The sequence below is a fragment of the Megasphaera sp. MJR8396C genome (assembly GCF_001546855.1).
Lineage (GTDB): Bacteria > Bacillota > Negativicutes > Veillonellales > Megasphaeraceae > Megasphaera.
This window is the reverse complement of record NZ_KQ958161.1, coordinates 64,569-64,944: the sequence shown is the minus strand read 5'-3', so window position 1 is coordinate 64,944 and position 376 is coordinate 64,569. Positions and strand designations below refer to the sequence as shown.

1 pseudogene is annotated in these 376 nt (G+C 51.3%); it reads left to right on the top strand.

Features of this window, described 5'->3' with window-relative positions:
• Positions 1 to 94: 94 nt before the first annotated feature.
• Positions 95 to 376: pseudogene (locus HMPREF3201_RS03540) on the top strand (bifunctional 2-keto-4-hydroxyglutarate aldolase/2-keto-3-deoxy-6-phosphogluconate aldolase); the annotation flags it as partial.

The window sequence follows — 376 nt, the reverse complement described above, 5'->3', positions numbered from 1 at the left end:
GACAATGAAGGTCTGCCGACGAGAGAAAAATTGGAAGCCTTCCAGTCCAGCCATTCGTAATCGTTTACAGCGTGTGTGAAAGGAGTTTATACAGATGGATAAAATCGAAGTCGTCCATAAAATTAAAGAAATCGGGGTTGTCGCCGTCATTCGCGGCAATAATCCGGAAGACGCCGTTGCTATGTCGGAAGCCTGCATTAAAGGTGGTGTTACGGCCATTGAATTAGCCTTTACGACGCCGCGGGCTCACGAAGCCATTCGCGAACTGGCTAAGAAATACGCCGATAACCCCGATGTCGTCATCGGTGCCGGTACGGTCCTTGATGCCGTCACGGCTCGTATTGCCATCCTCGAAGGGGCCCAGTTCGTCGTATCG